Here is a 22604-nt window from a genome sequence, read left to right as displayed (position 1 = left end):
TGGCCCCTTGGCTAGATCAGGTTGTTCACGACAACGAAACGGCTGACCGTATCGCACGCTCAAAACTCTAAGAGCCCCCGGCTAACCGGGGGTCACCTTGTTTATTCAGCTTGGTAAAAGTGGCTCACTAATGCCAAGACGCTGCGCCCGATAAAGCTCAATCAAATAACGAGCAATCGAGTAGCTCGATGGCAGTGGCGGCAAGCCGGCCAAGTCGAACCAGCGAGCATCCTCTATCTCCTCGGGCTGGAGGACGATCTCGCCTCCTGCGAATTCAGCATGAAACCCCAGCATCAGCGAATGAGGAAAAGGCCACGACTGGCTGGCGATATATCTTGGGTTCCGAATCTCGATGCCAACCTCTTCCCGCACCTCTCGCACGACACATTGTTCAACAGTCTCACCCGGCTCGACGAAACCAGCCAACGTGCTGTAGACGCCAGGGGCAAAACGCGGCGAACGAGCTAAAAGTATTTGATCATCACGAGTAACCAATACGATCATGCTTGGTGCCAACTGTGGATAATAATGCGCTTCGCAACTCGGGCAATGCATCGCCCGCTCTTTTGACAGCAGCACCGTCCTCTCTCCGCAACTGCCACAGAAACGATGCTGCCGAGCCCAAGTGCCAATCTGTGCTGCATAGCCAAGCAACTTAAAAATTTTAATGTCACTTTCAAGCATCAATTGACGTAGGGTCTGCCAAGAGCAATCAGCAATCTCGGCTGGACTATCCAAGGCGAGCAGACGAACCGGCTCGCCATCAAGACTCCCGAGCACATGCTCGGCTAGCACCGACAAGTCTTGCCCCTTCAACCACCGGTAGGGAAAGAGTACTCCCTGCGAGCCAAGCAGGAAATGCTGTCGACAATGCGCCAATGCCACTCCGTCCGATGAGAGATCAGCACTTACTCCAGGATTCCAGCGTGGGCTCATCATTTAAAGAGATCCTCATGCCCGTTCCTTCGAAAGCTAGCTTACTGGCACCAAACCATCCAGCATTACAGGGGCCAGACTGCTAATCTGTATCGGCTTTACTATATGGCCTTGGCTTAAATTATCATGAAAAAAACACAACAACACAAATCAGGCCAGTGCAGACTTGGTTAGGGCGCATAGCGTGTCACTGGCAAGATCAAGGATATGAAGCTGGGCATCAGGCGCACCACCCTCCAAATAATACTCTAGGCTGGTCAAGGCATCGGCCAGGGTCTCGAGCATGGGTTCGGCAGGTATTTGCTGAGAGTCTAGCATTCGGGACTGAATATATTCCGCACAGGCACCAATCAGCGAGGCCGCGCGCTCCAGGCCAAGAAACCAGAGACCTCCGCGCACCGCATCCAGACTGATTGGCACGTTGGCCAAGTGTATTCTTTCTCCTTGGGACTCCAGATAGGCCACAATAGCCCGCTTAGCAAGCGCAAGACTGGCCTTGGCCTCATCCAAAACAACAATTCGTGCCTCGGTTAATTGATGTCTAGCAAAGCAGTCAGCCTCTTGTTCGGGTTGCAGGGAGCGCTCACCACTCTCAAGGCCAGCAACCACACCCTCCACATGCAATAAGGCCTCTGCCAAGCGGGCGAGAAATAGTGAATCGAGAGGTTGTTTCAGAGTCTGGCCTACCAAGGTCGGCAACAATCCCTGTAAAAGGTTACCTGCCGAGATCAAACCAACCATTGTGAGCGTTTTCGCCAACCTCCCCAACGAAATCTGCAAACCGCTCAGATGCTCCTCCTGCCCGCAACCACGTGCAATGAAATCTATGGCATCTTTAATGCCAGCCAACTCCTCGCGAATAGCAGAAGATAAGGAGCGCATAACTGCTCTGCCAGGACCTGCCAGACGCAGATATTCTTTCTCCAAGAAGCGATCAGTAAATGGCAATGCCTGAAGCCCAAAAACCTCTCTTAACTCCTTGACGCGTGGACCGCAGCTCTCCGTTAAAGCCACCAGATAAAGCAGCTCTCTCAGCATGCTCTGAGGAGCCTCATAATTGGAGCAAGCCAAGGACTGTTTAAGCTCACGCTCGACGCGAGCAAACAAGTACTTTCGCGACTTACGTGCTGACAGCCGGCCATCCAACTGGGCCTCAAGTGCCGCAGCACAGACCCAAAAAAGACGCCCTTGGGGTTGACCGGCGAAGATCCTATCCAATCGTGACATTGCACGAACCATAAGACCTATGCTGGCAGGTACGCCTTGCTCACGAATAAAACCAAGCAAGCCGATTTGATACATATGCCTCAAACGTGCCACTTCATCAGCTTGAATCTCTTGACCCTTTATAGAGTTGCAGACCGGGCGACCCACATCAAGGTGGATGCTGAAGAATTGGCTTTCGGGCAATGGGGCGGAACCAGCAGCCTGACGCAACTCATTGACCGCCGGCAACAATAACTCCGGCAGGCCTTGGTGGCATACATCAACGCTCTCGAGATATCGGCGCAGTATATGCAGCGCATTGCTCAAAGCTGCTAGTTGACCATCTTGATTCTGCCCAACACCTACAGGTATATCCATTGTTTGCTGTAGTACTTCGAGAGCAAGCAATTCGGCCCCCGCCAGCTCTATCAGACTGAGAATACCGCGCACCTGCTGTAGGTTGTCGACGACCAGCTGCAAAAGACTGCCGTTGTGGCGCTCGACTATAAATTGCTCGAGCCTCTGCTCAGCCTCCTCAATGGTGGCGAACAGTTCATCACGCACCAAAGTGAGAGACATAGCATTGACCATGAATTTATTACGCCTCCCGCATTCAATTTCTCTTAATTATTAGCCATCGAAGCCGCACTTTGCTTGCAGATAGCATAGCTCCACAGTCCATCAAAGAGCCTTGTTTTTACGCAAAATAAGACCTCACTAAAGCTACGCAACTATAACAATTAGCATGCTGCTCACAATGCGATCTAGTACGCGGCTTCAAGGTACAACCATATAAATGCATGGCTGTCACCCGAATGAGCATCTGCCGAATAGCCCATGAAGACTGTTCCAGGTGGGCTGAAACAGAAAACCCCCGAGCCATGGCTGGCTCGGGGGTTTGCAATAGGCGCTTGACGATGACCTACTCTCGCATGGGGAAACCCCACACTACCATCGGCGATGCGTCGTTTCACTGCTGAGTTCGGGATGGGATCAGGTGGTTCCAACGCTCTATGGTCGTCAAGCAATTCGGTTGGGATGTCGCGTTGCGGCGCCATCCCGAATCGGGCATGTGATGTCTGTGTCTCGGTGGCTTTGCGGTTCAGCCGGATTTTCGGTTTAGTCGGCTTCGACCTCACCCGCTGTGCCGATCCTTCCGGTCGGCCAGATTGTTTGGGTGTTATATGGTCAAGCCTCACGGGCAATTAGTATGGGTTAGCTCAACGCCTCACAACGCTTACACACCCCACCTATCAACGTCGTAGTCTTCGACGGCCCTTCAGGGAGCTCGAGGCTCCAGTGAGATCTCATCTTGAGGCAAGTTTCCCGCTTAGATGCTTTCAGCGGTTATCTTTTCCGAACATAGCTACCCGGCAGTGCCACTGGCGTGACAACCGGAACACCAGAGGTTCGTCCAACCCGGTCCTCTCGTACTAAGGTCAGCCCCTCTCAAATCTCAAACGTCCACGGCAGATAGGGACCGAACTGTCTCACGACGTTCTAAACCCAGCTCGCGTACCACTTTAAATGGCGAACAGCCATACCCTTGGGACCGGCTTCAGCCCCAGGATGTGATGAGCCGACATCGAGGTGCCAAACACCGCCGTCGATATGAACTCTTGGGCGGTATCAGCCTGTTATCCCCGGAGTACCTTTTATCCGTTGAGCGATGGCCCTTCCATACAGAACCACCGGATCACTAAGACCTACTTTCGTACCTGCTCGACGTGTCTGTCTCGCAGTCAAGCGCGCTTTTGCCTTTATACTCTGCGACCGATTTCCGACCGGTCTGAGCGCACCTTCGTACTCCTCCGTTACTCTTTGGGAGGAGACCGCCCCAGTCAAACTGCCCACCATACACTGTCCTCGATCCGGATGACGGACCAGAGTTAGAACCTCAAGCATGCCAGGGTGGTATTTCAAGGATGGCTCCATGGGAACTGGCGTCCCCACTTCAAAGCCTCCCACCTATCCTACACAAGCAGGCTCAAAGTCCAGTGCAAAGCTACAGTAAAGGTTCACGGGGTCTTTCCGTCTAGCCGCGGATACACTGCATCTTCACAGCGATTTCAATTTCACTGAGTCTCGGGTGGAGACAGCGCCGCCATCGTTACGCCATTCGTGCAGGTCGGAACTTACCCGACAAGGAATTTCGCTACCTTAGGACCGTTATAGTTACGGCCGCCGTTTACCGGGGCTTCGATCAAGAGCTTCGCTTGCGCTAACCCCATCAATTAACCTTCCGGCACCGGGCAGGCGTCACACCCTATACGTCCACTTTCGTGTTTGCAGAGTGCTGTGTTTTTAATAAACAGTCGCAGCGGCCTGGTATCTTCGACCGGCATGGGCTTATGGAGTAAATCCTTCACCCTCACCGGCGCACCTTCTCCCGAAGTTACGGTGCCATTTTGCCTAGTTCCTTCACCCGAGTTCTCTCAAGCGCCTTGGTATTCTCTACCCAACCACCTGTGTCGGTTTGGGGTACGGTTCCTGATTACCTGAAGCTTAGAGGCTTTTCCTGGAAGCAGGGCATCAACCACTTCGCCTTCGTAAAAGAAGGCTCGTCATCAGCTCTCGGCCTTGAACACCCGGATTTGCCTAAGTGTTCGGCCTACCACCTTAAACTTGGACAACCAACGCCAAGCTGGCCTAGCCTTCTCCGTCCCCCCATCGCAGTAACCAGAAGTACGGGAATATTAACCCGTTTCCCATCGACTACGCTCTTCAGCCTCGCCTTAGGGACCGACTCACCCTGCGTCGATTAACGTTGCGCAGGAACCCTTGGTCTTTCGGCGTGGGTGTTTTTCACACCCATTGTCGTTACTCATGTCAGCATTCGCACTTCTGATACCTCCAGCAAGCCTCTCGACTCACCTTCACAGGCTTACAGAACGCTCCTCTACCGCTCATCCGAAGATGAACCCGTAGCTTCGGTGCCTGGTTTGAGCCCCGTTACATCTTCCGCGCAGGCCGACTCGACTAGTGAGCTATTACGCTTTCTTTAAAGGGTGGCTGCTTCTAAGCCAACCTCCTAGCTGTCTAAGCCTTCCCACATCGTTTCCCACTTAACCAGGACTTTGGGACCTTAGCTGACGGTCTGGGTTGTTTCCCTTTTCACGACGGACGTTAGCACCCGCCGTGTGTCTCCCGTGCTGACACTTGCCGGTATTCGGAGTTTGCATCGGTTTGGTAAGTCGGGATGACCCCCTAGCCGAAACAGTGCTCTACCCCCAGCAGTGATACACGAGGCGCTACCTAAATAGCTTTCGAGGAGAACCAGCTATCTCCGAGCTTGATTAGCCTTTCACTCCGATCCACAAGTCATCCGCTACCTTTTCAACGGGAGTCGGTTCGGTCCTCCAGTCAGTGTTACCTAACCTTCAACCTGCTCATGGATAGATCGCCCGGTTTCGGGTCTATACCCAGCGACTAAACGCCCTATTAAGACTCGCTTTCGCTACGCCTCCCCTATTCGGTTAAGCTTGCCACTGAATATAAGTCGCTGACCCATTATACAAAAGGTACGCAGTCACCCAACAAAGTGGGCTCCCACTGCTTGTACGCATACGGTTTCAGGTTCTATTTCACTCCCCTCTCCGGGGTTCTTTTCGCCTTTCCCTCACGGTACTGGTTCACTATCGGTCAGTCAGGAGTATTTAGCCTTGGAGGATGGTCCCCCCATGTTCAGACAACGTTTCACGTGCGCCGTCCTACTCGATTTCACTTGCCAGATCCTTTCGTATACGGGGCTATCACCCACTACGGCGGCACTTTCCAGAGCCTTCTACTAGAATCAGGCAAGCTTAAGGGCTAGTCCCCGTTCGCTCGCCACTACTAAGGGAATCTCGGTTGATTTCTTTTCCTCAGGGTACTTAGATGTTTCAGTTCCCCTGGTTCGCCTCTTGCACCTATGGATTCAGTACAAGATACCCAGCTTGTGCTGGGTGGGTTTCCCCATTCAGAGATCTCCGGATCACAGTCTGTTTGCCGACTCCCCGAAGCTTATCGCAGGCTACCACGTCTTTCATCGCCTCTGACTGCCAAGGCATCCACCGTATGCGCTTCTTCACTTGACCATATAACCCCAAGCAATCTGCGGCCTCGCGGCCTTGCCTGGATGGGGTGAAGACGACATTCGCCGAAAATTCGCGCTTGAACTCGCAAATTTACCTTGACCTCATCGATTGCAGTGAAACAATCGATCAGTCTACTTCTATCACATACCCGAATTTTTAAAGAACGAATCTGGCGCAAAGACCAGAAATCAGCATTCACTGGGGCCGTTGCCTTCAGGAAATGCTCGTTTCTGAGCTTTCAGCGATTGATGAGTGGTTGGTGGAGCCAAGGAGGATCGAACTCCTGACCTCCTGCGTGCAAAGCAGGCGCTCTCCCAGCTGAGCTATGGCCCCTCTACCCTCTCTCGAGGTCATGACCGGCCACGCCCCTTGACAATTGGTGGGTCTGGGCAGATTCGAACTGCCGACCTCACCCTTATCAGGGGTGCGCTCTAACCAACTGAGCTACAGACCCAATCGTCTCACTCTCGGGTCTAGACCCAATCGCTTTTCGCTAGTGAATCAAGCAATTCGTGTGGGAGCTTATGAAAAGCCGGGATCTTCGATTAAGGAGGTGATCCAGCCGCAGGTTCCCCTACGGCTACCTTGTTACGACTTCACCCCAGTCATGAATCACTCCGTGGTAACCGTCCTCCCGAAGGTTAGACTAGCTACTTCTGGAGCAACCCACTCCCATGGTGTGACGGGCGGTGTGTACAAGGCCCGGGAACGTATTCACCGCGACATTCTGATTCGCGATTACTAGCGATTCCGACTTCACGCAGTCGAGTTGCAGACTGCGATCCGGACTACGATCGGTTTTCTGGGATTAGCTCCGCCTCGCGACTTGGCAACCCTCTGTACCGACCATTGTAGCACGTGTGTAGCCCTGGCCGTAAGGGCCATGATGACTTGACGTCATCCCCACCTTCCTCCGGTTTGTCACCGGCAGTCTCCTTAGAGTGCCCACCCGAGGTGCTGGTAACTAAGGACAAGGGTTGCGCTCGTTACGGGACTTAACCCAACATCTCACGACACGAGCTGACGACAGCCATGCAGCACCTGTGTCTGAGTTCCCGAAGGCACCAATCCATCTCTGGAAAGTTCTCAGCATGTCAAGGCCAGGTAAGGTTCTTCGCGTTGCTTCGAATTAAACCACATGCTCCACCGCTTGTGCGGGCCCCCGTCAATTCATTTGAGTTTTAACCTTGCGGCCGTACTCCCCAGGCGGTCGACTTAATGCGTTAGCTGCGCCACTAAGCTCTCAAGGAGCCCAACGGCTAGTCGACATCGTTTACGGCGTGGACTACCAGGGTATCTAATCCTGTTTGCTCCCCACGCTTTCGCACCTCAGTGTCAGTATCAGTCCAGGTGGTCGCCTTCGCCACTGGTGTTCCTTCCTATATCTACGCATTTCACCGCTACACAGGAAATTCCACCACCCTCTACCGTACTCTAGTCAGGCAGTTTTGGATGCAGTTCCCAGGTTGAGCCCGGGGCTTTCACATCCAACTTACCAAACCACCTACGCGCGCTTTACGCCCAGTAATTCCGATTAACGCTTGCACCCTTCGTATTACCGCGGCTGCTGGCACGAAGTTAGCCGGTGCTTATTCTGTCGGTAACGTCAAAACTGCAAGGTATTCGCTTACAGCCCTTCCTCCCAACTTAAAGTGCTTTACAATCCGAAGACCTTCTTCACACACGCGGCATGGCTGGATCAGGCTTTCGCCCATTGTCCAATATTCCCCACTGCTGCCTCCCGTAGGAGTCTGGACCGTGTCTCAGTTCCAGTGTGACTGATCATCCTCTCAGACCAGTTACGGATCGTCGCCTTGGTGAGCCTTTACCCCACCAACTAGCTAATCCGACCTAGGCTCATCCGATAGCGTGAGGTCCGAAGAGCCCCCACTTTCTCCCGTAGGACGTATGCGGTATTAGCGTTCCTTTCGAAACGTTGTCCCCCACTATCGGGCAGATTCCTAGGCATTACTCACCCGTCCGCCGCTGAATCGGGATGCAAGCACCCCTCATCCGCTCGACTTGCATGTGTTAGGCCTGCCGCCAGCGTTCAATCTGAGCCATGATCAAACTCTTCAGTTCAAATCCACAGGATCCAAGGATCCATATTTCGGCTCAGCAATCGCAAATAAACTCATGAATTCACGAGTGTTACCTGTGTTGCTGACAATCTTTCGATCACCAGTCTTATCCACAAGCACCCACACGAATTGCTTGATTCAACTTGTTAAAGAGCGTTTCGTTTGAGCCTTTCGTCTCAACCGAGGCCGCGCATTCTACAGCAGCCTTCGAACCTGTCAAGCGCCTCGATGAACTTTCCTTCACCGCCACCGCCTGCCTTCCCAACCCTCCAGAACCTGCAGCCAACCCCTTGATTTTCAAGGGCTTACGCAGCTCCTGCGGAGGAAGTGGGGCGCATTATAGGGCCTCGAATCGGGGCGTCAACCTTTAATTGAACTCTTTCACTATCCAGTCGTTCTCCCTCTCAATCATCCGACATTTCCGCAGCCTGCGGCGTCTCCAGGATCAGCTCCACCCGCCGATTGTTGGCACGCCCCTCCAGGGTCGAGTTGTCGGCCAGCGGCCGGGTATCGGCAAGGCCCACTGCACGCATGCGCTGGCGGGCAACTCCGTTGGACTCCAGATAGCGCACCACACTGCCGGCCCTCGCCCCGGAAAGCTCCCAGTTGGAGGGAAAGCGCGTGCTACGGATCGGCAACGAGTCGGTATGCCCCACCACCACGATGCCATGCCGACTGCTGTTGAGCACCGGAACCAACTGTTGCAGTACGCGCAGCCCCTCCAGGCTCAGGTCGACCTGCGCGGAACTGAAGAGGATCTCGCTGCTGATGCGAAAGCTCACCGAGCCTTCTTTCACGATCACTTCGATATCCTTGCCCAGCTGATCCACTGGCAGCCCTTGAAGGGGATTACTGGTAGAGTCCGACTCCCCGTTGCGCAGAGATCGGCCGGCCTGCTCGAGCAGGCCGCTGCCAGCCGGCAAAACGCCTTCGGACAGCGGCTTGAGCGACTGCGGCAGCTCTCCAGCCCCCTTGCCCTTGCCAGCGAAGGCCAGCATCACCACCAGCAGCACCAGTAGCAGAGTCATCATGTCCAGGTAGGTTATCAGCCAGCCTTCCGTCCCCCCCTCGGAGTCCGGCTCGCGGACCGCATTGGCGGTCTGGCGCCTGGCCATGTGCGTTGCCTGGCGAGCCTGAGCCAGTTCCTGCTCCAACTGACGCTGACGCTCCAGCAATGCCTTGCGCGCTGCGCCAACGGAACCGATGGCCGGACTCTCCAATGGCTCGGTCATTGCCGGGCGCTCCCCTCATCCGGCCCCGAGTCGCGCGACTCGCTCCCCCCATCGCGAATCTCATCCTGGTATTGAGCGACGAACGAGTTCAGCGTCTCGCGCATCAGGCCCGGGTTGCGCTTGTTGCACATCATGGAGATACCCTGCAGCACCATGTTCATCAGCACCACCCGCTGCTCGGTACGCCGCTCCAGCTTCACCGCCACCGGCTTGAATACAAGGTTGGCGAGCAGCACCCCGTAGAGGGTAGTCATCAGCGCCACCGCCATCTGCCGGCCGATAGCCGTCATGTCGCCGTCGCCGAGCAGGAACATCAGATTCACCAGCCCCACCAACGTGCCGAGCATGCCGAATGCCGGCGCATAGCCGGCCATCACCCGGAACAACTGCGCCTCGGCATGCTCCTTGGCACGCAGACGGGAGATTCGCCATTGCAGCAGCTCGAGGATGTCCTCCTCGGGCGTCATGTCGATCACCAACTGCACCCCGGTACGCAGGAAGGGATTGTTGACCTGCCCCAACTCCTTCTCCACCGCGCGCAAATCGCCCCCCATCCACAGCCGGGAGATCTTCACCAGCTCCTCGATGTCATCCTCGCTATATAGCCGCTCGTTGCGCATCACCGTGCCGATCAGGCTGAACACCCGCAGCACCTCGCCCAGCGGATAGCTGATGAAGGTCGCCGCCAGGGTGCCCACCAGCACGATACCCAGACTCGGCAGATCGATGAACAGCGCCGGATCTTCGGCGGAAAAGACCAGGACCACCGCCAGCAGCGCGATGCTGGCGAGCATGCCGATGAGCGTTGAGGGATTCATGCGGGACTCCGAAAATGCGACAGGCTCGATTGGATACCTATCGGCCGTGGAGCGGTTTTCTGAATACGCCCCGCTACGCGGCGATGCTCTGCGCTTCGAAGCCCGCCAGGCTGCGCATCTCCCTGGCGAAGTCGTCACCGATCATGGCGCAGCAGGCACGTACGCCACAGACTCTTTGAGCAGTGTCCGGACAAAGCGACGCCTGCCGACAGAAACAGGACAAAGCACCGCGTCAAAAAAATCTCGCCCGCCCCTAAAGCTCCCGCCCCGCCCGCCGATAGTCGGGATAACGGCCAACGGCGCCGTTGTCGCCAGCCGCGAAGCCACCGCGCAGCGCAGCTCGCCTCTGGCGCTCAATCTTTAGAGAAGGAACGCAACATGTCCGTCATCAATACCAACATCACCTCGATGATCGCCCAGAAGAACCTGGGCGCATCGCAAAGCGCTCTGACCACCGCCATGGAGCGCCTGTCTTCCGGCATGCGCATCAACAGCGCGAAGGACGATGCTGCCGGTCAGGCCATCGCCAACCGCATGAGCTCGCAGATCACCGGTCTGTCCCAAGCCCAGCGCAACGCCAACGACGGCATCTCCGTCGCCCAGACAGCCGAAGGCGCGCTGAACCAGGTCAACGACAACCTGCAACGCATCCGCGAGCTGAGCGTACAGGCAGCCAACGACACCAACTCCCCCGAAGACCGTGCCTCCATCCAGGCTGAAATCAACCAGCGCCTGGAAGAGATCGACCGCATCTCCCAGGAAACCAATTTCAACGGCACCAAAGTGCTGAATGCCGAGCAGACCCTGAATATCCAGGTCGGCGCCAATGATGGCGAAAGCATCAGCATCAACCTGAAGGAAATCAACAAGACCACTCTGGGTCTGGCCTCCTTCGATGTTACCAACACCCTCAACACGGAGGATCTGGCAGCTACTGCGACGACCGAACTGGCTCCGGCTTCGCGCAATCTGGAAGACTTCAGCTTCACCGACAATGCCGGCGCTGCTACCTGGGCCGTCTATGTTGACGACGCGAACCCAGATCAACTGTATGTTTCCTCCGATGGCGGCGCCACCGTTGCTGCAGCCACCTATAATACGACAACCAATGCCCTGGAGTTCGACTCCAGCACCGCAGCAGCCCCCGGCGGCACCGTAACCGCCGCTGCTGGCCAGGAAGTCCATGTCGGTGGCGGCGTGGTCATGCAGGCCGACGATATCACTGGTCGCAGCGATGACAATGTTGCAGCCCAGCCGACCCTGCATCTGACGTCCGACGGCAACTATCACATCAAGCTCGGCGCTGACACCTATGTCGCTGCAACCGTTGATTTCGCTGCCGGCACTGTAAGCTATGACTCTTCCGCTGCTGCAGATGGCACACTCGATGCCGAGGTAGGCACTGCGCTTGACCAGATCAGCAACCCCGACCCGGCAGTCACCATCGATACCTCCGGCCTGGACACCAGCCTGGTCGGCGACAGCGCCCAAGTCTTCGCCATGGAAGACGGCAGCGGCTATGTGGTCAAGGGTACCGACGCCGACGGCAACGACGTCTACTACGAGGCCGAAGTCGACACCGCTACCGGTGCAGTGACCCTCGGCGACCAGTTGACCGCGGACCCCCTGGCAGCACTGGACAACGCACTGAAAGAAGTTGACACCCTGCGCTCCGACCTCGGTGCCATCCAGAACCGTTTCGATTCGGCCATCACCAACCTGAAGACCAACGAAACCAACCTCTCCGCCGCTCGCTCGCGCATCGAAGACGCCGACTACGCAGTGGAAGTGGCCAACATGACCAAGGCTCAGATCCTGCAACAGGCTGGCACCTCGGTCCTGGCCCAGGCCAACCAGATCCCGCAGAGCGTGCTGTCGCTGCTGGGTTAATATCCGGCATAGCAGTACCAAAGAGGGTCGGCGAAAGCCGGCCCTTTTTGTTGTTTGCAACCTTACAGGCGGAACGATGCCCATGCGCGAGGAAGACTGTTTACACATCATCGGCGAACTGGATGCCCTGCTCGCCGATATCCAGAATTTGCTGAACCAGTTCGAGGCTTCCGGCTGCACTGTGACGCTGAAAGAGGATTACATCGCCCTGCATGCACTGCAGGGCCGCACCCTTATGGAGCGGCAACGCCATATCGACGAAGCGCCTGGAACCGTGCCCACCCTTTCCGACCCGTTGAACGGGATTGCATGGAAAAACACGAATTGATCCAGATTGAGTGCAGACAGAGCCTCAAGACTTCATTTCCGCATCCGATAGAGAGGTCATATAGCCCTATCTGCTTGCTACGGAGGATATGATCATGAGTTCCCCCATGAACGATGCCGCTACCCTTCCCCATTCGCCCCTGACCAATCTGACGCCGCGCCAGCGTCTGGAAAACGCCTTGGACGAGCTGCCGCCGGCCGCCGGCAGCGCCGCGGCGCAGGCCGAGGGCGCGCAGCCGGGGCTGGTCGCCCGCGAGGAGCTGGTCGAGCCGGTGCAGCGCATCAACGAGGTGCTGGGCAACTACGGGGTGGAGTTCCACCTGAAGGAGCCCGGGCCGCGGGTGGTCACCGCGATCGTCGACCGCGAGAGCGGCGAGCTGATCCGGCAGATTCCCAGCGAGGAGGTGCTGCGGATCGCCGAAAGCCTCGAACAGCTGCGCGGGGTTCTGCTGCGGGAACAAGCCTGAGCGCAGTCCTGCCTGGGACTGCGCTCAGGCTTTCTCAGTCGCTCGCCTCCGGCAGGACGATGCCCTCGATGGGGCCCAGGGCGGCCAGTTCGCTTCCCGAAATCGGCGCGCTGAGGGTCGCGCCGCGCAGGGAGGGCTGATCGGTCAAGCGGACCTGGAGGATGGCGCCCTTGCGGTCGAGGCGCTCGACCCAGCCCAGGCCACCCGCGCTGAAGCGCACCAGCGAGCCGATCGGGACCAGCCCGAAATGCCGTGCGTAATACTGGCACCAGTGCTTGTCGAGTTGCCCCTCGCGGCCGATCAACTGGCGGTAGACGCTGCTAATGGTCTGCTCCGCGCGATCCGGGCGGACCCGTCCCATGGCGTCGATCACATCGACGACGGCGGCGATCCGCGCCAGCTCGCCGAGTTGCCCGGCGCCCAGGCCCCGCGGGTATCCGCTGCCGTCGAGACGCTCGTTGATCTCTTCGACGACGCCCCTGATCACCGCCTCGGCCAGCCACTTGCAGCGCACCAGCCGCTCGCGCAGCAACGGCACATGCTGCGCGAAGGCCGTACGCTGCCCGTCGTCGAAGGAGTCGCTGCGCACCAGCGACGGCGGCAGCAGTCCCTTGCCCAGGTCGTGGACCAGGGCGCAGGCGCAGATGCTCTTGACCAGATCGGGCGGCAGGCCGCGACTGCGGGCCAGGTCGCTCAGGCGCGTGGCCACGGCGATGCAGTGCTGGATCAGCGGCGGGTCGTCCACCAGGCAATTCACCGCGAACAGCACGGCCTCGCGCTCCTCGTGCAGCAGACCGAGCAGAAAGTCGCAATGCCAGGACAGCTGCGCCGGGTCGATCTCGCTCCCCTGCTGCAACTGCACCAGCAGACCGTTGAGGTACACCGCCAGGCGCGCCAGACGCCGGGCCATCGGCGTCGCGTAATCCAGCCCGTGCGGACGCTGGACGCCGGGCGCCGCCTCGCCCGCGGGCACGAACAGCGGCGAGGGCATGCGCGAAGGATCGCCATCCATGCCGCTGCGGGCGCTTTCCCGCTCGATCTCCCGCACATAGAACCAGAGCCGCCGCTCATCCGCGGCCCCCAGAGCGGCGAAGGCACAGCCGAAGCGGAGCGTCTGCCAGCCGGCATTGAGCCGCCGATGGCGGATCTGGCCCCGCAGCTCCAGTTGCTGGCCATTGGGAAAGCGCAAACCGAGCCGCTGCAGATCCTGTCCGACCTGCAGGTCGGGGGCGGCGCTGGCCGGCAGCTCGACCTGGCAGCCGCCCAGCGACAGGTCCCGCAGGCGCCCGTGGAAGGGACGGTCGCCGGCGCCCATCTGCACCTCCACATCCACCACCATGTGGGTGTTGAGCCTGGCGCGGAAAGTACTCCGCCGATGCCGGGTCTCCAGCCATTCCGGCCAGGCACAGGCCAGTTGAACGCGGCCCGCCACGGCCAGCCGCTGCCACATGCCCAGCGGTGCGCTGCGCAACTGGGTTCCGGCCACCCAGCCGGCGAGCCGCCACGCCTGTCCCGCCTCCAGATGGGCAGCCACGGCGGGCACCGTGGTCAGGTCCAGGATCAGCCGCCTCCCGGCGACGACCTCCATCAGCAGGACGGGCACGGACGAATTGTCCGGCGCGAGCCCCTCCAGCTGGGCGCCACCCCGCTCGCACAACTGCTCGAGCAACGCGCGACATTCGTCTGGATTGTCGATGCGTGCATAGGCATCGTCGGTCTGTGCCATTTTCATGATCTGCCCGGCGTCCTCCCTTCGGCGCCCTGTTCTTGTGCCCTTGCGCCGGCCACCACGAGCCGGCATACGGCGGCTATCCGGCCAGCCCCTTGCGCAGGCGGGCCACCGCCTGGCTGTGCAGCTGGCAGACGCGCGATTCGCTGACGCCCAGCACGGCGCCGATTTCCTTGAGGTTGAGGTCTTCCTGGTAATACAGGCCGAGCACCAGCTTCTCCCGCTCCGGAAGCGCCTCGATGGCCTTGACCAGCCGCTCCATGTCGCGCCCCTCGGCCAGCTCGGCGAAGGGCGAGGCGTAGTGACCGACGCTCATCGCGTCCACCTCGTCCTCACCCAGCTCGTCGATGGCCAGCAGCTGGCTGCCGTTGCTGTCCAGCAGCAGTTGCCGGTACTCGGCCAGCTCCAGCCCCATGGCCGCGGCGATCTCGCGCTCCTCGGCGGGCCGGCCGAGGCGCTGCTCGAGCTGACGCAGGGCGTCTTCCAGGGCCCGGGCATTGCGCCGCACGCTGCGCGGCACCCAGTCGCGGCTGCGCAGCTCGTCGAGCATCGCGCCGCGGATGCGCTGGCTGGCGAAAGTGGCGAAACTCGCGCCCTGCCCGGCATCGTAGCGCGACATGGCGTCGAGCAGACCGATGGTGCCGGCCTGGATCAGGTCGTCCAGCTCGACGCTGGGCGGAAGCCTGGTCTGCAGGTTCAGGGCCTGCCGGCGCACCAGCGGCAGGTGCTGCTCGAGCAGGTCGCGCTGTCTGATTTTGCCCTGTGCCGTATACATTCCACTGACCTGGAGCTGACGAAAGACGGCCTGTCCCCATCCGGCGCTGCCGGGGCCGGTCCTGGCCGAACGGAGGCTCTCCGCTTGGCATTTTCGCCTCGCGGAAGAGCCCTGAAAGCTCCGAACAGTCGCCGGGGAAACGGGCTATTCCGGGCTTTGCGAAATGGCCGGCGGATGCTCCTCTCAGCGGTATTCGACGAGCAGCTCGATTGCCCCGACCTGCTGCGCTTCGCCACGCGGCGCCAGGCGAAAGCGGAACTGCAGCGGCTGCCCGGCATCCAGCCCGGCCAGCGCGGAACTGCGCCCCCGGCTGCGGGGCAGCTCGATGCAGCGTTCCGGATGGCAGAGCCAGGCGCGGACCGCCGCGCCGGCCGGAAGCTCGAAACGCCAGCGCACCCCGGCAAGGCGCCGCTGCCGGGCAAGGTCCGGCGGCTGCAGGGGGACGGACGCGCGCTCCCGGCCGGGCACCGCGAGGCGCAGGCCGGGAATCCGCGCCTGCCAGCTGCCCGGTGCGGCCTCCGCAGCGGGCAAAGAGAGCGGCAGGAGCAGCGACAGGATGACCAGCAGCCCGCCCGGAAGGCATGAACCGAATGCCCTTGCGCGGCTGCCCGGTGTCATACCGGATGGCCTTCCGGCCGCTCGGCCAGCAGCAGCAACTCGATCTCGAGGAAGGCGCCCGCAGCCTGACGCAGGTTGTCGAGCAGCCCCGCGTGCGAGGCGAAGCCCGGATGCAGCACCAGCAGCCGGGTCGGCCCGCCGCCCTCGCGCAGGCGGCGCAGGCACCGATAGGCGCGGCGGAAGCCGTCCGGATCGCCTTCGACCCAGAGGGCCCAGCGCGGCTGCTGGCAGGCCAGGGTGTGCAGGTGCGGACTGTCCTCGTCCAGGGCGACCAGCTGCCAGCGGGCCGGATCGCCGACCCAGGCATGGCCGTTGGCCTGCCAGCGTTGCAGGGTTTGGCGCACCCGCTCCAGACGCTGGCGCTGCGCACCGCTCGGCAGGCCGACCACCATCAGGGTCGGGCGCGGCGCCTCGGGAATCCCTGAGGACAGCGCGGCGACGGACGGCTCCCCGCCGCCCGCCCCCTGCTGCTCCGCCCAGCGGCGCAGCCCGGCGGCCTGGTCGAGCGGGCCGAAGCCGTCGCCATCCTCTGCAGCAGCCATCAGGGCTCGAACTCGCCGCCGAGCTGGCGGAAGGCATCGCCGGCCGCCAGCAGATGCAGCAGGGCATCGAGCTGCTGGGCCGGGCCGCGCAGACGCCGCCCGCCGCCCAGGCCGGCCAGCCGGGCACGCAGGTCCATCGCCCAGTCTTCGGCGGAGCGGTCCAGGCGGCTGGCGCCGGCGGCCAGCGCGGCGGCGAGGAATAGCCGCAGCTCCGTCTGCAAGGCTCCCTGGACCTCGCCGAGGGCCTGCCAGGCACGCAGGGTCAGCGCCGGCAGATCGTCGCAGGCCAGCAGCAGGCGCACCCCGTCGGCCTGTTCGGCGAGCGCCCGGCGGCCCGGCTCCGGCGACCAGGCCAGCCAGTGGCGCTGGCCGAGCGGCTGGCCGCTGTCGCCATCGCGCAGGGTGCCGAACCAGGCCTCGACCGGCCAGGGCATCGCTTCTCCGGCGCGTTCGCCGGCGGCACGCAGGCGGACCGGCAGATGGCGCAGCTCCAGCCACAGCGGCCGGCCGCGGTGCCGCAACTGCAGGCTGTCGTGGGCTTCGGCGACGGCGGCCAGCCGGGCCAGGCTGTGACGCTCGCCTTGGAACTCGACCCGGTTGCCGGGCCTGGCGGCGCCGATCCAGGGGCTGCGCAGCCGCGCCAGAGCCTGCAGGAGTCCGCTCTCCGGCGCCGCCGGCAGCAAATGCCGGCGCGCCCGGAGGCGCTCGAAGGCCCAGTCCAGACGCTGCTCGTGCCCGCTCGGCAGCCGATGGGCCAGCCAGGGACGCAGCTGCAGGCGGCCCTCCGGGTCCAGGCTCAGCAGCGGCATGTTCCAGGTGGCGCCGGGCACCGGCTTGCCGCCGCCCCAGAGCAGTTGTCGTGGTGCGCCGGCGTCGACGGATTCGCCGTCGCACGCCTCCAGCAGCCGGGCCAGCCGCTCTCCCTGCACGCCGGCCGGCAGGGCGGCCAGGCGCCAGGCGCGCTCCAGCAGGGCGAAGCCGTCCAGCTCGCGGCGCAGCGTCTCGAACGCGGCGGCCAGGCTGCGGCCACGGCCGAACAGGCCGCGGGCCCAGCTGTCGAGTCGCCGTCCGGTGCCCTCGGCCTCGCCGTCGGAAACGAACGGCGACGGCTGGCTGACCGCCAGTGCCTGCTGCAGCAGCGGCCTGGCCTCAGCCACCTGCAGGTCCTCCGGCACCTGCTGGCCGCTGGACAGGTAGTTCAGGCGCAGACCGTGGCGCATCAGGATGTCCAGCACCGGGCCGAGCCGCGCGGCCTCGTCGCACTTGCTGACGATGCAGTCGCGCAGCCGGGTGCCGGCGGCCAGGGCGGCGCGCTGGTAGGTGCCGACCACCTCCTCCAGGGTATCGCCGTGGCAGGCGGCATTGAGCAGCAGCATCAGCCGCACCGGGCGCCCGGCGGCGCCGAGCTGGTTGATCTGGGTCAGCAGCCGCCGGTCGCGCTGGCTCATGCCGACCGTGTCGATGATGATCAGGCGCTTGCCGGCCAGGCCGGCGAGCAGCGGCTCGAGCGGCGCGACGGCGGCCAGCGTGTGCACCTCGACGTCGAGCAGGCGGGCGTAGATGCGCAGTTGTTCGTGGGCGCCGATGCGGAAGCTGTCGGTGCTGATCAGCGCCACCTGGCCGGGGCCATGGCGCATCACGTAGCGCGCCGCGAGCTTGGCGGCGGTGGTGGTCTTGCCCACCCCGGTGGGACCGACCAGGGCGATCACCCCGCCTTCGTCGAGCAGGCCGGCCTCGTCCTCGAGCACCGGCAGGCGCGCCTCCAGCTGGCGTTCCAGCCAGGCCTGCAGGGCGGGCGCCGCAGCGGAGCCGGTGGCCAGCTCGCCCGGCAGGCCGGCGAGGATCTCGTCGCTCAGGCAGGGCCCGAAACCGGCGCCGAGCAGGCGCTGGCGCAGCGGCCCGCGACAGCCGCCGCTCGCCGCCGGGGCCTGCATCCGCCGGTCGAGCAAGGCGCGCATGTCCTGCATCTCGCCGAGCAGACGCTGACCGAGGGCGGCGAAGTCGAGGTCCACCGCTGTAGGCAGAGGCGCGGCGGGTCGCCCGGTCTGGGCGGCAGTGGCTACCTGACGATAGTCCGCGGGGGCGGCCGGCCTTGCCGGCGCGGCGGGAACGGCGGCGGCCGCCTGGACGGCCTGCTGCTCCTCCTCGGCCAGGGCGAGGATTTCCACGCCTTCGGCGACGGGACGGCTGGACAGGATCAGGGCGTCCTCGCCGAGAATCTCGCGCACCTGGCGCATGGCCTCGCGGCTGCTGGCCGCGACGAAACGTCTGACGCTCATGGATCATTTCCCTCCGATCAGGCTGGTCACGCGCAGGGAGCGGTCGTCGGGCAGCTCCACCAGGGACATCACCACCAGGTGGCGCAGGCGCCGGCGCAGGAAGCGCGAGAGCAGCGCGCGCAGCCGGTGCGGCACCACCAGCACCGGCGGTTCGCCGTTGGCCTCCTGACGGGCCAGGGCGGTTTCCGTCTGCTGCATCAGGTTGTCGGCCAGCCCCGGCTCCAGGGCGCCGTTGTTCACCGCCTGCAGGAGCACCTGCTCCAGCTGCAGGTCGAGACCGATGACGTGCAGTTCGTTGCGGCTGCCGAAGCACTGCTGGGTGATGGCCCGGCCCAGCGCCACGCGCACCAGGGCGGTCAGCTCCTGGACATCGCCCGGATGGGCGGCGGCGTGCTCGGCCAGGGCATCGAGGATGGTCCGCATGTCGCGGATCGACACGTCCTCCTCCAGCAGGGCCTGCAGGATGCGCTGCAGGGTGCTGAGCGGGACCAGCTTGGGCACCACCTCCTCGACCAGGGCCTTGTTCTCCTCGCCGAGCTTGTCCAGCAGGCGTTGCACCTCGCTGCGTCCGAGCAGGTCGCCGGCATGCCGGTGCAGCAGGTGGTTGAGGTGGGTGGCGGTGACCGTGCCGGCGTCGACCACGGTGTAGCCGTAGATCTGCCCGTGCTCGCGCAGGTTCGCATCGATCCAGGTCGCCGGCAGGTTGAAGGCCGGGTCGGTGGTGGCGACGCCCTCGAGGCGCCCGCTGACCTGGCCGGGATCGATCGCCAGCCACTTGCCCGGATGGATCTCGCCGCGGCCGATCTCCACGCCCTTGAGGGTGATCAGGTAGGCGTTCGGACCCAGCTCCAGGTTGTCGCGGATGTGCACCACCGGCGGCAGGAAGCCGATGTCCTGGGCGAACTTCTTGCGCACGCTCTTGATCCGCGCCAGCAGCTCGCCCTGCTGGCGGTTGTCCACCAGCGGAATCAGCCGGTGGCCGACTTCCAGCCCCAGGGTATCGACCAGCTGCACGTCGTCCCAGCTGGCCTCCGGGGCCTCCATCCTGGCCACCGGCACCTCGTTGACCACCTGCTCGACCAGCCGCTCCTGCTCGCGCCTGCCCAGCCACCAGCCGAGGCCGGCGAGCAGCGCGGTGAACAGCAGGAAGACGACGTTGGGCATCCCCGGCACCAGGCCGAGCAGGCCGATCACCGCGGCGGTCAGCATCAGCACCTGCGGCCGGCTGAACAGCTGGCCGAGCATCTGCTGGCCGACGTCCTGCTCGGTATTCACCCGCGAGACGGTGACGCCGGCGGCGATGGAGATGACCAGCGCCGGGATCTGCGCCACCAGACCGTCGCCGATGGTCAGCATGACGTAGGTATGGGCGGCGTCGGCGAAGGCCATGTCGTGCTGCAGCATGCCGATCAGCAGGCCGCCGACGATGTTCACCGCCATGATCACCATGCCGGCCATGGCGTCGCCGCGGACGAACTTGCTGGCGCCGTCCATCGAACCGTAGAACTCCGCCTCCTGGGCCACCTCGCGGCGCCGCTGGCGAGCCTCGGTCTCGCCGATCAGGCCGGCATTCAGGTCGGCGTCGATGGCCATCTGCTTGCCGGGCATGGAGTCGAGAGTGAAGCGCGCACCCACCTCGGCGATGCGCCCGGCGCCCTTGGTGATGACCATGAAGTTGATGATCACCAGGATCAGGAACACCGCCAGGCCCACGGCGAAATTGCCGCCGACCAGGAACTCGCCGAAGGCCTCGATCACCTTGCCGGCGGCGCCGGTGCCCTGGTGGCCCTCCATCAGCACCACGCGGGTGGAGGCGACGTTCAGCGACAGGCGCAGCAGGGTGGTGAACAGCAGAATTGCCGGGAAGGCGGCGAAGTCCAGCGGCTTCTCGGTGAGCATGCTCACCAGCAGGACCATGATCGCCAGGGCGATGTTGAAGGTGAAGAACAGGTCGAGGACGAAGGGCGGCAGCGGCAGGATCATCATCGACAGGATGAGGATGATCAGCACCGGCCCGGCCAGCAGCTTGAGGTCCGCCCGCCCCTGCCAGGAGCCTTGGCCCAGTAGATCGGTCAGTGCTTTCATCGGGTCTGCGATTCCTCGGATTCTTTGCCGCGCCGGGTGCGCTCGTCCATGCCTTCCGGCACCGGCAGGTCGCGCGGGGTTTCCGGCATCTCGCCGCCCTCCTCGCGCATCCGCCGCAGGCGGTAGGCCCAGGCCAGCACCTCGGCCACGGCGGTGTACAGCTCGACCGGGATTTCCCGGTCGAGATCGACGTGGTAGTAGAGCGCCCGCGCCAGGGGCGCAGCCTCCAGCAGCGGCACGCCGTGCTCGCCGCCCAGTTCGCGGATGCGCGCGGCCACCGCGTCGGTGCCCTTGGCGACCACCCGCGGCGCGCTCATCTGCCCGTCCTGGTAGCTCAGCGCGACGGCGAAACGGGTGGGGTTGGTGACGATCACGTCGGCCGTCGGCACCTTGCTCATCATCCGTGAGCGGGCCATGGCCTGCTGTTGCGAGCGGATGCGCCCCTTGACGTGGGGATCGCCCTCCGACTCCTTGTGCTCCTGGCGCAGCTCCTCCTTGCTCATCCGCAGCTTCCTGGCATGGCTCCACAGCTGGTAGGGCACGTCCAGGACGATCACCAGGATCAGCGCCAGCACGATCAACCCACAGGACAGGGCGATCAGGCGCATGGCATCGGCCAGCGCCTGCTGGATCGGCATGCCGGACAGCGCCATCAGCTCGTCGATGTATTTCCTCAGAAGGAACACCGCCACCCAGCCAACCAGGACGGTCTTGGCGATTGCCTTGCCGAGTTCGGCCAGCGCCTGGGTCGAGAAGATCCGCTTGAGGCCCTTGAGCGGATTGAGCCGGGCCAGCTGCGGCTGCAGCGCCTTGGCCGAAACCAGCAGACCGCCGAGCAGCGAGGGCGCGACCAGGGCCATCACCGCCATCAGCAGGAACAGCGGCAGCAGCGTGAACAGTGTGCTCTCGCCGAGTTCCCAGAAACGCGCCAGCATGCGGGCCGCATCGAAGGCCTGGGCGCGCTCGAACAGCAGGGCCTGCTCCATGACCTGTGAAAGCCGCTCATGGAGCAGCTCCCCCATCCCCCAGAGCGCCGCCACGCCGCTCAGCAGCAGCAGGAAGGTGGTCAGTTCGCGCGAACGGGCGATCTGCCCCTCTTCCCGGGCTTTTTCCAGGCGTCGCGGGCTCGCCGCTTCGGTCTTTTCCTGATCGCTGCTCTCGTCAGCCATGGCCCACCGGTGCGCCGCTGGCGACTCGTGCAGATGAACGGCGGCCATTCTGCATGGCCATGCCGAATAGCCATCACCCGAACAGCACGACGAATGCCGTGCTTATGTGGCGATTGGCACGGGCAAGCGGCGTACCGCGAAAGCGTGCGGCCCGCGCCGAAAGGCGCAGACCGCCCGGCGGCAGGGACAGCGGACCTCAGAAGCAATCCTTTCAAGGTCTTTTGCTTTTCGAGACTTTGATCTGCCCGCGCTTCCGCGTGGGCGCGCCACAGGGGCACTGGGGCCCCTGCGGCGCCGGAGCGCCCGGCCCTGGGCTCCCACGCAAAAGCGTGGGAGCCATCAAACGACGGGGATGATCGTGCCCACGCTCCTGC

General features: G+C 62.5%; 14 protein-coding genes, 2 tRNA genes and 3 rRNA genes. 3 read left to right on the top strand and 16 right to left on the bottom strand.

The features are described from left to right. Nucleotides 1-105 precede the first annotated feature (105 nt). The 9 genes from nudC to ACG10_RS09560 form a co-directional block, all read right to left on the bottom strand. A complete protein-coding gene (gene nudC / locus ACG10_RS09605) occupies nt 106-936 on the bottom strand; it encodes an NAD(+) diphosphatase (protein WP_232487265.1) in 831 nt (276 codons plus the stop codon). A gap of 150 nt (nt 937-1086) precedes the next feature. After that, nucleotides 1087-2733 (bottom strand): ferrous iron transporter B, encoded by a 1647-nt coding sequence (locus ACG10_RS09600; protein ID WP_089168042.1) that lies wholly within the window; start codon nt 2731-2733, stop codon nt 1087-1089. A 318-nt stretch (nt 2734-3051) separates the two neighbouring features. Beyond that, nucleotides 3052-3167 (bottom strand): 5S ribosomal RNA (rrf, locus tag ACG10_RS09590). Nucleotides 3168-3326: 159 nt separating this feature from the next. Then, nucleotides 3327-6218 (bottom strand): 23S ribosomal RNA (locus ACG10_RS09585). A gap of 257 nt (nt 6219-6475) precedes the next feature. Further along, nucleotides 6476-6551 (bottom strand) — tRNA-Ala (locus ACG10_RS09580). A 44-nt stretch (nt 6552-6595) separates the two neighbouring features. Further along, nucleotides 6596-6672, bottom strand: a tRNA-Ile gene (locus tag ACG10_RS09575). A 92-nt stretch (nt 6673-6764) separates the two neighbouring features. Next, nucleotides 6765-8300: ribosomal RNA gene (locus ACG10_RS09570) — 16S ribosomal RNA — on the bottom strand. The 16S, 23S and 5S rRNA genes sit together here with 2 tRNA genes alongside, the layout of an rRNA operon. Before the next feature lie 403 nt (nt 8301-8703). Beyond that, nucleotides 8704-9531, bottom strand: a complete 828-nt coding sequence (locus ACG10_RS09565; protein WP_089168041.1) for an OmpA/MotB family protein — start codon at nt 9529-9531, stop codon at nt 8704-8706. Beyond that, nucleotides 9528-10349, bottom strand: coding sequence for a motility protein A (locus tag ACG10_RS09560; protein ID WP_089168040.1), 822 nt, complete (start codon nt 10347-10349; stop codon nt 9528-9530). The genes ACG10_RS09565 and ACG10_RS09560 overlap by 4 nt, the downstream gene beginning before the upstream one ends. Before the next feature lie 378 nt (nt 10350-10727). Here ACG10_RS09560 and ACG10_RS24735 point away from each other — a divergent pair, with 378 nt between their 5' ends. From ACG10_RS24735 to ACG10_RS09545, 3 genes are all read left to right on the top strand, one after another. Continuing rightward, nucleotides 10728-12239 (top strand): FliC/FljB family flagellin, encoded by a 1512-nt coding sequence (locus tag ACG10_RS24735; protein WP_089168039.1) that lies wholly within the window; start codon nt 10728-10730, stop codon nt 12237-12239. A gap of 82 nt (nt 12240-12321) precedes the next feature. Continuing rightward, nucleotides 12322-12567, top strand: a complete 246-nt coding sequence (locus ACG10_RS09550; protein ID WP_089168038.1) for a hypothetical protein — start codon at nt 12322-12324, stop codon at nt 12565-12567. Nucleotides 12568-12661: 94 nt separating this feature from the next. Then, entirely contained in the window at nt 12662-13033 is a 372-nt protein-coding gene (locus ACG10_RS09545) for a flagellar protein FlaG (protein ID WP_089169839.1), read from the top strand. Nucleotides 13034-13067: 34 nt separating this feature from the next. Here ACG10_RS09545 and ACG10_RS09540 read toward each other — a convergent pair whose 3' ends face one another. The 7 genes from ACG10_RS09540 to flhB all read right to left on the bottom strand — a co-directional run bounded on the left by ACG10_RS09540 (nt 13068) and on the right by flhB (nt 22230). Then, a complete protein-coding gene (locus ACG10_RS09540; RefSeq protein ID WP_232487225.1) occupies nt 13068-14765 on the bottom strand; it encodes a PilZ domain-containing protein in 1698 nt (565 codons plus the stop codon). Between the two features lie 76 nt (nt 14766-14841). Continuing rightward, a complete protein-coding gene (locus ACG10_RS09535; RefSeq protein WP_089168037.1) occupies nt 14842-15537 on the bottom strand; it encodes an RNA polymerase sigma factor FliA in 696 nt (231 codons plus the stop codon). A 183-nt stretch (nt 15538-15720) separates the two neighbouring features. Then, entirely contained in the window at nt 15721-16155 is a 435-nt protein-coding gene (locus ACG10_RS09530; RefSeq protein WP_089168036.1) for a flagellar protein FlhE, read from the bottom strand. Next, complete coding sequence (locus tag ACG10_RS09525; protein WP_089168035.1) at nt 16152-16697, bottom strand: hypothetical protein; 546 nt, start codon at nt 16695-16697, stop codon at nt 16152-16154. The genes ACG10_RS09530 and ACG10_RS09525 overlap by 4 nt, the downstream gene beginning before the upstream one ends. After that, on the bottom strand, nt 16697-18976 hold the full coding sequence (gene flhF, locus ACG10_RS09520; protein ID WP_089168034.1) for a flagellar biosynthesis protein FlhF: 2280 nt from the start codon (nt 18974-18976) through the stop codon (nt 16697-16699). The genes ACG10_RS09525 and flhF overlap by 1 nt, the downstream gene beginning before the upstream one ends. A gap of 3 nt (nt 18977-18979) precedes the next feature. Then, a complete protein-coding gene (gene flhA / locus ACG10_RS09515; RefSeq protein ID WP_089168033.1) occupies nt 18980-21061 on the bottom strand; it encodes a flagellar biosynthesis protein FlhA in 2082 nt (693 codons plus the stop codon). Further along, nucleotides 21058-22230 carry a flagellar biosynthesis protein FlhB gene (gene flhB, locus ACG10_RS09510; protein ID WP_198319041.1) on the bottom strand — a complete coding sequence of 391 codons (1173 nt, stop codon included), beginning with the start codon at nt 22228-22230 and terminating at the stop codon, nt 21058-21060. The genes flhA and flhB overlap by 4 nt, the downstream gene beginning before the upstream one ends. Nucleotides 22231-22604: the final 374 nt, after the last annotated feature.

Source organism: Azotobacter chroococcum, from assembly GCF_002220155.1.
Lineage (GTDB): Bacteria > Pseudomonadota > Gammaproteobacteria > Pseudomonadales > Pseudomonadaceae > Azotobacter > Azotobacter chroococcum.
Note: the sequence above shows the minus strand (reverse complement) of the source record. Positions and strands in the feature narration are given on the sequence as shown.

Coding starts and splice junctions, on each gene's coding strand:
- nudC (WP_232487265.1), bottom strand. CDS start 936: ATGAGCCCACGCTGGAATCCTGGAGTAAGTGCTGATCTCTCATCGGAC.
- ACG10_RS09600 (WP_089168042.1), bottom strand. CDS start 2,733: ATGGTCAATGCTATGTCTCTCACTTTGGTGCGTGATGAACTGTTCGCC.
- ACG10_RS09565 (WP_089168041.1), bottom strand. CDS start 9,531: ATGACCGAGCCATTGGAGAGTCCGGCCATCGGTTCCGTTGGCGCAGCG.
- ACG10_RS09560 (WP_089168040.1), bottom strand. CDS start 10,349: ATGAATCCCTCAACGCTCATCGGCATGCTCGCCAGCATCGCGCTGCTG.
- ACG10_RS24735 (WP_089168039.1), top strand. CDS start 10,728: ATGTCCGTCATCAATACCAACATCACCTCGATGATCGCCCAGAAGAAC.
- ACG10_RS09550 (WP_089168038.1), top strand. CDS start 12,322: ATGCGCGAGGAAGACTGTTTACACATCATCGGCGAACTGGATGCCCTG.
- ACG10_RS09545 (WP_089169839.1), top strand. CDS start 12,662: ATGAGTTCCCCCATGAACGATGCCGCTACCCTTCCCCATTCGCCCCTG.
- ACG10_RS09540 (WP_232487225.1), bottom strand. CDS start 14,765: ATGAAAATGGCACAGACCGACGATGCCTATGCACGCATCGACAATCCA.
- ACG10_RS09535 (WP_089168037.1), bottom strand. CDS start 15,537: ATGTATACGGCACAGGGCAAAATCAGACAGCGCGACCTGCTCGAGCAG.
- ACG10_RS09530 (WP_089168036.1), bottom strand. CDS start 16,155: ATGACACCGGGCAGCCGCGCAAGGGCATTCGGTTCATGCCTTCCGGGC.
- ACG10_RS09525 (WP_089168035.1), bottom strand. CDS start 16,697: ATGGCTGCTGCAGAGGATGGCGACGGCTTCGGCCCGCTCGACCAGGCC.
- flhF (WP_089168034.1), bottom strand. CDS start 18,976: ATGAGCGTCAGACGTTTCGTCGCGGCCAGCAGCCGCGAGGCCATGCGC.
- flhA (WP_089168033.1), bottom strand. CDS start 21,061: ATGAAAGCACTGACCGATCTACTGGGCCAAGGCTCCTGGCAGGGGCGG.
- flhB (WP_198319041.1), bottom strand. CDS start 22,230: ATGGCTGACGAGAGCAGCGATCAGGAAAAGACCGAAGCGGCGAGCCCG.